Annotated in this window: 7 protein-coding genes; 6 read left to right on the top strand and 1 reads right to left on the bottom strand. The window is 38.0% G+C overall.

The features are described 5' to 3' along the window. Positions 1 to 410: 410 nt before the first annotated feature. The gene (locus QZ289_RS09235; RefSeq protein WP_295701872.1) at positions 411 to 3302 is read right to left on the bottom strand and encodes a RecB-like helicase; all 2892 of its coding nucleotides are present in this window, start codon (positions 3300 to 3302) and stop codon (positions 411 to 413) included. A gap of 161 nt (positions 3303 to 3463) precedes the next feature. On the opposite strand from QZ289_RS09235, the gene QZ289_RS09230 reads away from it, so the two are divergent. The 6 genes from QZ289_RS09230 to QZ289_RS09205 all read left to right on the top strand — a co-directional run bounded on the left by QZ289_RS09230 (position 3464) and on the right by QZ289_RS09205 (position 9889). Then, positions 3464 to 4366, top strand: a complete 903-nt coding sequence (locus tag QZ289_RS09230; RefSeq protein ID WP_295701869.1) for a J domain-containing protein — start codon at positions 3464 to 3466, stop codon at positions 4364 to 4366. A gap of 10 nt (positions 4367 to 4376) precedes the next feature. Further along, positions 4377 to 4739 carry a helix-turn-helix transcriptional regulator gene (locus QZ289_RS09225; protein WP_295701867.1) on the top strand — a complete coding sequence of 121 codons (363 nt, stop codon included), beginning with the start codon at positions 4377 to 4379 and terminating at the stop codon, positions 4737 to 4739. A gap of 9 nt (positions 4740 to 4748) precedes the next feature. Then, positions 4749 to 5966, top strand: coding sequence for a replication-associated recombination protein A (locus QZ289_RS09220; protein ID WP_295701865.1), 1218 nt, complete (start codon positions 4749 to 4751; stop codon positions 5964 to 5966). Beyond that, positions 5959 to 6852, top strand: a complete 894-nt coding sequence (locus tag QZ289_RS09215; RefSeq protein WP_295701863.1) for a hypothetical protein — start codon at positions 5959 to 5961, stop codon at positions 6850 to 6852. The genes QZ289_RS09220 and QZ289_RS09215 overlap by 8 nt, the downstream gene beginning before the upstream one ends. 710 nt (positions 6853 to 7562) lie before the next feature. Then, the gene (locus QZ289_RS09210; protein ID WP_295701861.1) at positions 7563 to 8159 is read left to right on the top strand and encodes a peroxiredoxin; all 597 of its coding nucleotides are present in this window, start codon (positions 7563 to 7565) and stop codon (positions 8157 to 8159) included. 257 nt (positions 8160 to 8416) lie between these two features. Next, complete coding sequence (locus QZ289_RS09205; protein ID WP_295701859.1) at positions 8417 to 9889, top strand: replicative DNA helicase; 1473 nt, start codon at positions 8417 to 8419, stop codon at positions 9887 to 9889.

The raw sequence follows: 9889 nt of genomic DNA, 5'->3' as shown, positions 1-9889 counted from the left end.
ATATGCTTATTCTACAATAAGCAAAAAGTCCCCATAAAGAATAAAGTAAGAATATAAACAAAGTGAGTGGATGAAATAGTATTTTACCACTTATAAGATGAGTTTTCTTAAGGTAGATTCTGTAGTATAACCATGGAGGCTTTATACTTTCGATTATTTGTAATATTTTATCTCCTGTCAAAATCTCTTTTGTCCAAAAGAGAAGTTTTTCTCCTTATATTGCAGCAGAGAAAAATTGTTCTTTTATAGAAGATGATTTGTTATTTAGCTTCTCTCCCACTATTTTTGAATTTTAAAGAAATCTATCGCTCGTAGTTTCTGTTCTTGTATTCCTATGCTGGCGTAAGGCTTTTAGCTATACGAGATACACAATTTAAAAAACAAAACCTCTGTTTGAAGGCTAGGGCATCTTATAAATGCACTTCACAAAACTGCCCATCTGGCTTTTTCAGCGGATAGACAATAAAACCTCTTATGTCTTTATTCTGCTTTGTGTCTAATGTATTTAAGAATTTCATATAGCCTTTTACTTGCTCTGCTTGTGTCTCTTTATTTGCTGCTCCACTCTTGTAATCAAGCACAATCCATTCTCTATCATCATACAAAAGCACATCGATACGATACAAACAGCCTTCTGCGATATAGCTTACTTCACACATTATATTTTTACCCTTTTTTAAGGCTGTAAATGTCTCGCTTTGTATGCAGCCTATGGCAGATTTGATAGCTTGAGAGATACTCTCATCACTCAAGGCAAAGCCATAGCGATTAAGCAAAATATGATACACATCCTCTTGTGCTATCCCATAGCCCAAATACCACTCAAAGACGCTATGCAACGCATTTCCAAAAATAATATTATGCCATTGCTCCATACTCAAAATCCCCTCTTGCTCGTTCTCATATTTTAAAAACACTTCTTGTCGCCCAAAAGATGACATATTTTCAAGTATATAAAGTGGCACTTGAGTTGCTTGTGCATCTTGCAGGTTGCATAGAGATGGTATCTCATCACCCTTTGTATCTAATTGTAGAATCCCAAATGCACTTCCTTTTGCTTTTTGGGCTATGCTTAATCCAAATTTTGCACGTGTGAAAGCCACATATAGCACATTATACTCTTCCCTTTCAAGACGTTTTTTGTGTGCTTCTAAGGCTTGATTATACTGCTTATCAAAGTTCTCTCTTCCCTTCATTTTATAATATATATGTTTGATATGTGTTCCTTCATATTCATAAATAAACTTATCATTATTAGCCTGAGATTGACTTAATCTATCGCATAAAATTACATATTTAAATTCTAAGCCCTTAGACTTATGTATCGTCATAATCTTAACGCCATTATTGCTTTGCGTAGGGGCATTGCACTGCAATTTGGGGATTTCATCAAGCAAGGATTCAATACTCGCATACTCACAACTTAGCTCCAAAAACAGCATACACGCACTATGCGCTATATTAAACATCTCAATAAGCATAAGCACTACTTGGGAGATGGGCATATTAGAGGAGCGAGGAATAGTATTTATTTTTGAAACAATATTTTTAGAATCTGCATAAGATTTGCCAAGAAGCTTGCATAATTTCTTTTCGTAAAGTTTTAGAGCATTGCTTATCTGCCTTGCCCTCCCTTCAGCAGAGTTTGAATCTTGACTTACAAGCTGTGTGTGCAAATGAATATAAGTAAGTGCATATATAAGAATCTTTACTTCCTTTTTCTCAAAGAGTGAGGCACTCGCTTGGGTAATGATATGAATATGCGGATTTTGAGCATTAATATATTCTTTCAATAGAGAAGCATCATCATTTTTAAACACTAAAATAGCTATATCATTCTCATCTGCGCCCTTATGGAGTAGTGCTTCTACTTCGTTATACACCTGCATTTGTAAGGATTCATTATCTGCCGCCACTTCTAGCACACGTACATAGCCCTGCTCTTTTTTAGAATCTTGAGGACATTCTTGGGGTATATAATTTTTATAATATTTAGCAAAAGTGTGGTTATTAAAGGCAATCACACGTTGGCTTGAGCGGTAATTAAAGGGGAGATTTTCTTGCGTGAAAGATTTTGTCGCTTCCTCAAATACAGCCGCAAAGCTCCCTCTAAACATATAAATACTTTGCTTCTCATCACCCACGATAAAAAGACTTCTGTCATTTATGCGTCCATTGCCAGAATATATTTCGTGTATCAAGGGATAGAGAATTTGATATTGCGTAAGACTTGTATCTTGAAACTCATCAAGCAATATATGCGTAATCTTATCATCAAGACGAAAGTAGAAAAAGTCCCTATCATCATTCAGTGCGAGAAGCTCATAATTTTTTAACATCACATCAGTAAAGCTAAGCACATTCTCCTGACTATTATGGATATGCTTTGCTCGATTAAAGTGTCTAAAATACTGCTCAAGCTGTTTTAATGCCTCTTGCTCCTTTTTTGCAAAATACATTTGTATAGAGGCTAAAATTTCCTTACGTTCATTATCAAACGCAGAAAAATCAAATTTTTTACTCTGTGAATGATCGCTCCATTGCAATAAATAATTAGGGCTATCGATAATAGCTTGTATAGAATCTTTATAAAAACCTTTCTTGAGACTCTTATGCCCATCTTCTACTGATTGGATATAATCATCTATCTTTTTCATACGCACCCTGATAGCTTCTTCAATTGATTTAAAACTTATATGGCTTACATTATCTGCCTTATTTGCAAATGCGTTTTCTATGTCTTGAGTGGGAAGCAAGGAGAGATTATGTAAAAGTTGTAAAAAGTCCTTAATACGTAGTCCATTATAAAAGCAAAATTCCACAATTTCATCTATTTGATTTGTGTGTAGGCGCTTTAAGAATATCTCATCAATACTGCTTTGGTTTGTGTTGCCTACTTCAAAATATACAGAAACTCCCACATACCAGCAAAATTTCTTTAATACTGTATGGAAAAATGCATCAATAGTTGTAATACGTGGATTGCTTCGTATAAATTCATTATATACCACCCCTATGCGCTCATAAAGCATTTGATGGCTTAAACCCTTTTCCCTCAATGCCTTATAAATCAAGTTTTCACTATATGTGTTCTGTTTAAAACTCATAAAAAGCAGATGCAATTGCTCATAGATTCGATGTCGCATTTCATTAGAAGCTTTTTTGGTAAAAGTCAGCGTGAGGATTTGATGAACCTTTGCACCACAAAAAAGTAAATATATAAATCGCAAAGCTAGATTAAAAGTCTTGCCACTCCCTGCCGAAGCCTTGAGAGCTAAAAACTGCGCTTGTGTGTCAGCCACTCATTATTCCTTTAGATTTAAATGTGTATTATTATAGCTTGTAATAGCTTTATAAGGCGATGAAATAAAAAATCAAACCTTTATTATACTTTACTAAACTTTTATGATACAATAACGCTTAAACTCAATCATTTATTTTGCAGAATCTAAAGGAGTTTATGATGTCAAAAAGTCTTTATGATACGCTTGAAGTGAGCGAAAACGCTTCTATTGAGGATATTAAAAAAGCCTATCGCAGACTTGCACGCAAATATCACCCTGATATTAATAAAGCCCCAGAGGCTGAAGAGAAGTTTAAAGAAATCAATGCCGCCTATGAAGTCCTAAGCGATGAAAATAAAAAGGCACAATATGACAAATTCGGCGATACGATGTTTGGCGGACAAAATTTCCACGATTTTTCCCGCGCACAAGGGGGTAATGTCAATCTCGATGATATTCTTGCCTCTATTTTTGGGCAAGGCGGATTTAGCGCGGGGAATGGAAGTAGATTCCACTTTGGTGGGGGCAATAGCGGATTTAGCAGCTTTGGTAGCGGGGATTTTGGCTTTAGTGATTTTAATACACCTAGCCTTGATGTGCAAGATAGCATTCAAATCCCTTTTGAAAGTGCGGCTCTTGGGAGCAGCTATCATTATAGCGGCAGAAGCGGGAGCTTTGATATTAAAGTCCCCGTGGGGATTAAAGATGGAGAGACTATCCGCCTTAAAGGTAAAGGAAATACCCAGAATGGTAGATATGGCGATTTATTGCTCAAGGTGCAGATTTCTCCATCACCAGAATATGAGCGTGAGGGAGATGATTTATCTAAAAATCTTGATATTCCTCTCAAAATGGCACTTTTTGGTGGTAAAATCGCCCTATCTACGCTTTATGGTGATGTTACCCTAACAATCCCGCCCAATACAAAAAATAATCAAAAATTCCGTGTTAAAGGCAAGGGTATCAAAAACCGCAAGAGCGGTGTTATTGGGGATTTGTATGTGAAGGCAAATATTATTTTGCCCCATACAGATTCACTAAGTGAAGAATTGCAAAATATGCTAAAAGCGCAACTCGCATAAAGGAGGGAAAATGTATAGTTATGATGAGCCTGTGTATCTTATTAGCGTGGTGGCAAAGATTCTAGAAATCCACCCGCAAACCTTACGACAATATGAAAAAGAAGGGCTTATCCAGCCCGGGCGCACTGATGGTAAAATGCGCCTCTATTCTCAACGCGATATTGATAAAATTAAAACCATACTTAAGCTTACGCGCGATATGGGAGTGAATCTCGCTGGAGTCGATATTATCCTACGTTTAAAAGATCGACTTGATGAGCTTGATAAGATGGCAGGGGATTTGCGTGAGGATCTTGCCAAGCAAAAGGGTAAAAACAATGTGCTAAAAACGAGTGAAAGCTCCTATGAGATTATTTTGTTTCAAAAAAAATAAAGTCTTATTTTGCTAAATCTCGCTTCACTACTCCGCCCCACGACCTTAGAGGATTTTATCGCACAAGAGCATTTAATCGCACCTAGTGCCCCGCTTTTTAAAATGCTTAAAAACAACGCTTTGGCGCATTGCTTTTTGTATGGACCGCCCGGTGTGGGTAAAACGACATTAGCTAAACTCATCGCAGAGGCATTAAAAAAGCCCTTTATGTTCTATAATGCCACAACTTTTAAGATAGAGGAATTAAGGCAATTTGTCAAAAGTTATGAGGATTCTTTGTTTCAGCCGCTTGTGTTTATTGATGAAGTCCATCGTATTAATCGCGCTCAACAGGAGGTTTTGCTACCCATTATGGAATCTTATAGTGCTATTATCTTTGGTGCTAGTACTTATAATCCCTTTTTTACGCTCACTAATGCCATTCGATCACGTAGCTTTCTCTTTGAGCTAAAGCCTCTAAGCCCAGCACATCTAGAGAGCATACTCACACACGCTCTTAGCTACATACACACACATTTTGATAAGAATCCCTCCATACCACAAGATGCAAGAGATTATCTCATTTTCTCTAGTGTGGGAGACGCGCGGGCTATGCTTAATCTCCTTGATGTCGCCCTAAGCATAGATGATAAGACTATTACACTAGAGATATTAAAATCCATACGCCCATTTGCACTTCACGATGGGGCAAGTGAGGCAGATAGCCATTATAATCTCATTAGCGCGATGATTAAGTCCATTCGTGGTAGTGATGTGCAAGCAAGTGTGCATTATCTCGCGCGGCTGATTGCGAGTAATGAGAATCCAGAGTTTATCGCGCGGCGATTGGTAATTTTGGCAAGTGAGGATATTGGCAATGCTAATCCAAATGCGCTCAATCTTGCTACAAGCACAATGCTTGCCGTTGGTAAGATTGGCTATCCTGAAGCGCGTATTATCCTCTCTCAATGTGTGATTTACCTCGCCTCTTCACCTAAGAGCAATACCGCTTACAAGGCTATTAACAAGGCTTTGGAGATGATTAAAGAGGGCTATGCGCCAGAAGTGCCGCCTCATATCACGCAACACCATAAAGATTACCTCTATCCACACGATTTTGGTGGTTGGGTAGCACAAGATTACCTAAAAGAGCCTTTAGATGTGGTAGAATCCACTACAAAAGGATTTGAAAAGACGCTCAATGAGTGGTTAGCAAAGATTAAAAATGAGACAATAGATAATGAATAAATGTCTTGGTGTGAAAATATTATGCTTATGTATTTTTTGCGTGATGTCTCTTTATGGCGTGGGTATTGACGTAAACCCAGATAAACGTGGGTGGCATATCGAGCTAAAACGTATAGCGGCTAATGTTAGCTCTACCTCTATACAGGGGCAAACTGAATATGAAAGTTTCTCAGATAGCCGCATTAGCGGAGATTCGCAGCTGATTGGGCAGGGGTATTTTGACTTAGGGGTCGATTTTTATGCACCACGTTATGTGATTTTTAACTCCGCCCTTGCAGAATATGGACGCACTATCCTTGTGCGTGGGAATGAACGTATCAATAACACCACATTAGATAGAATCCTTATTTCCACAGACTACACACATAGAATCTGGTATGTCCCTACGTTTGTAGGGGGCTTTGAAGTTGGTCCATTTCTCAAGGCAAACTATCAAAGTGGCTTTGAAGATAGGCGGCAAATCGTGCGTTTAAATGCAGGGGCAAAGCTCTTTGATGGAGTATATCTTAAAGATTTACATATTAATATTTTTACTGAAGAAGACTTTGCTAAAAGCACAGCGTCAAAAAACTATGGTTGGGAGAGTGGCATAAAAATCGAGTATAAATTTAGCAAAGATTCTAAATTCTACTACTATACCAACTTGCGTCATTATCTTCACAGCTCCGCGCCAGAGAGCTATAACCCCCTATATCAGCTTGAAATAGAAGCACGTGTGGATACAAAGCTTTATAAAAAACTAGCCATTGCTCCTTTTGTGAAGTATTATGCTCTGCAAGGAAGGTATATAGACGAAATAGGGAGCAATCTTTTCATTGGCTTTTCCCTCTCATTTGGGTATACATTCCTTGATGCGACAAAACGCACCGAGCAAAGAGTGCTATAATATCAAACTTGCTTTTCAAGCATTTTAATTTCCCTTAGTTGTTCATAAGGTATATTGAAACAATAGCTTTCACGTTGGCAACTTAATACTACTGCCATCATACTGCATAGTCTTGCGATCTCTGTTATTCAAAGGATATCTATTAACCTATACTTTATAGATAGCGCTCAAACACTGCCAAATGCAAATCTTTATGCTCTTTGCCGACTCTATTCCCCCCAATAAACATTACTTTTTCAAAGTGGTCTTTTCTCATTGTTTTGAATTGCGTGGTAAATATTTAGATACTTATGGGTTAAGTTGGATTGTGTGTCCAAAGTGGCTATGACATAATACAATATTTATTGCAACAAGAAACCTTAGGTTCAATACACAAAAGTGCAAGCATACTAAGAGTTTATTTTACATTTTTGACATATTTTATAGGTAATGCCAAATGTGATATTATCTCTACTTCAAGTTACCTGTTATGAGAGGTGCAATATTGCATTTGTTGGAGAGTTTTGTGCTAAATATGGCATAGCAATAGTTTTATATTTAGTCCTTATTTATCTTTCAAAGGCTTTGTTATACAATACGAAGTTTTGCAGGTTTGCTTGATATGTAAGCAAAATGTAGTTTTGTTTAGGATTTTGTTACTCGTATACATTAGAATCTCGCTCTATGATAATAATTTGTTATCAATATTTTTTATTTACGAGGAGTTTGGTATGTTAGTTACAAAACCAGCACCAGATTTTACAGCTGAAGCTGTTAAGCCTGATGGGACTTTTGACAATGAGTTTAGCCTTTATGGAAATATTGGCAAAAATGGCGCGGTAATATTTTTCTGGCCTAAGGATTTTACTTTTGTATGCCCAAGTGAGATTATCGCATTTGACAAACGTGTGAAAGATTTTGAAGCACGTGGTGTAAAAGTAATTGGTGTGTCTATTGATTCTAAAGAAGTGCATTTCGCTTGGAGAAATGTGCCTGTGAATGAAGGCGGTATCGGCGCAGTAACTTTCCCTATGGTATCAGATTTAAAAAAGCAAATTTCTCGCGATTATGATGTGCTTTTCGATGGCGCAGTAGCACTTCGCGGTAGCTTTTTGATTGACAAAAACAAAGTGATTCGCCACGCAGTGATTAATGACCTCCCGCTTGGACGCAATGTTGATGAAATGATTCGTATGGTTGATGCTATGCTATTTGTAGAGGAACACGGAGAAGTATGCCCTGCAGGCTGGAACAAAGGCGATGAAGGTATGAAGCCTAACGCTCAAGGCGTGGCAGAATATCTTGCTAAAAACGCTGACAAGCTTTAATAATTTGGTCTCCTCTGTATTTTTAGGAGGAGGCTTTCTTCAAGATTCTCATTTGAGTTTCACTTCATTTTTAATCCTTAGTCAAGTTTCACAAAGCACAGACTCATTCAAATATAATATTCGCATAATTTGTCATTGTGGTTTTGCATATATCAAAGTGATAGCTTATGGCAAGAGAAAGCCTATTTATCAAGCAATAAAGCTTAGATTCTAAAAACAAAGAGTAAAATAGCACTTTTATTTTGCAAGGAATGTATATGCAAGAAGCTATCGTTACGATTGAAAAAATTGTCCTCTCATCGATTTTTTTCTCCCCTGAAAAGTTTGATGAGATTGCTGATGAGTTAAAGCCTGATGACTTCCTGCTTCCTGCTCACCGCGATATTTTTGAAATGTGCCTCTATCTTAGTAAAAATAATCTGCCTATTGATAGTGAAATACTCCTTAGCAAGAAGCCTCCACATAAGAAAATCACACAAGAAGAAATGCTTGAGATTCTCGCCATCAACCCCATTGCCAATATTGAGGCATATATAGACGAAATCAAAGAGGCAAGTATTAAGCGTGAATTGCAGCATTTAGCGAACTTTTTGCGTGAAAAATCACTTGATAATAATCAAAATGTGGTAGAGATTATCGATGAAGTAGAGAAAAAGCTCAATGCTGTTTCGCTTGGCAAGGCACAAGGAAGTGTATATAATGCTCAAGAAATGGTAGGCGGCGTGCTTGACTACCTTAAAGATCTGAAAAATCGCGGGAATAATGTTGTTGTGGGCATTGATACGGGCTTTAGGGAGTTAAATCAGCTCACCACAGGTTTCAATAAGGGCGATTTGATTATCATTGGGGCACGCCCGGGTATGGGAAAGACGACTTTTGTGTTGAATCTCGCGCAGCATATTTTAGATTCGCAAAAGGGCGTGGTGTTTTTTAGCCTTGAGATGCCCTACTTGCAGCTTGGTATGAGAATGCTTAGTGCTAAGGCATCTATTGCCCTGCAGAATCTCCGCACGGCAAATCTTACTAACGATGAATTAAGCACATTGAGCGAAGCAGCGGATATAATGGCAAAGCAGCCTTTGCATATTGTGGATACTTCATTTTTGAGTATCGCACAGCTTAAGAGTGAGTTGCGTAGGCTCAAAAAGCAGCACCCTGAAATCAGCATTGCTGTCATTGACTATTTGCAGCTGATGAATGGCGGGAAGGGCAGTGATTTTAATAAACAAGCAGAGATTGCTGAAATCTCACGTGGGCTTAAGATGTTGGCAAGGGAGCTTGAAATGCCTATCATCGCACTCTCACAGCTTAATCGCCTTGTGGAGCAACGTGATGATAAGCGTCCTACACTTTCGGATTTGCGGGATTCTGGGGCGATAGAGCAAGATGCGGATATGATTTTGTTTTTATATCGCGATGATGTGTATAAGAAACGTGCAGATAAAGAGCGTTATGCAAGGTTAAAAAAAGAGGGTAAAGAGAAAGACTTTAAGCCTGAGCACGAGGAGCGCGAGGTAGAGCCTACTGAAATTATCGTTGCTAAAAACCGCAATGGCGAGGTGAGAACGATTGAGATTCAGTTCAATAAGCGTTTCATACGATTTGAGGATAAGCCAAAGAAACAAGAGTATGATATGAGTGAGACAAGCATTGAGGGGCAGGAGTTTATCCAGCAAATACAAGAAAGTGTAGAGTCTACCCCTCAAGTTGAAGTCCCAAATATCTTTTAG

Origin of the sequence: uncultured Helicobacter sp. (genome assembly GCF_910577135.1) — a bacterium.
GTDB lineage: Bacteria > Campylobacterota > Campylobacteria > Campylobacterales > Helicobacteraceae > Helicobacter_C > Helicobacter_C mastomyrinus.
The sequence above is the reverse complement of the archived record's forward strand: the minus strand, read 5'-3'. Positions and strand labels throughout refer to the sequence as shown.

Bases quoted from the DNA above. Each gene is read 5' to 3' on its own strand.
- QZ289_RS09230 (WP_295701869.1), top strand. From the start codon at position 3,464: ATGTCAAAAAGTCTTTATGATACGCTTGAAGTGAGCGAAAACGCTTCT.
- QZ289_RS09215 (WP_295701863.1), top strand. From the start codon at position 5,959: ATGAATAAATGTCTTGGTGTGAAAATATTATGCTTATGTATTTTTTGC.
- QZ289_RS09210 (WP_295701861.1), top strand. From the start codon at position 7,563: ATGTTAGTTACAAAACCAGCACCAGATTTTACAGCTGAAGCTGTTAAG.
- QZ289_RS09225 (WP_295701867.1), top strand. From the start codon at position 4,377: ATGTATAGTTATGATGAGCCTGTGTATCTTATTAGCGTGGTGGCAAAG.
- QZ289_RS09205 (WP_295701859.1), top strand. From the start codon at position 8,417: ATGCAAGAAGCTATCGTTACGATTGAAAAAATTGTCCTCTCATCGATT.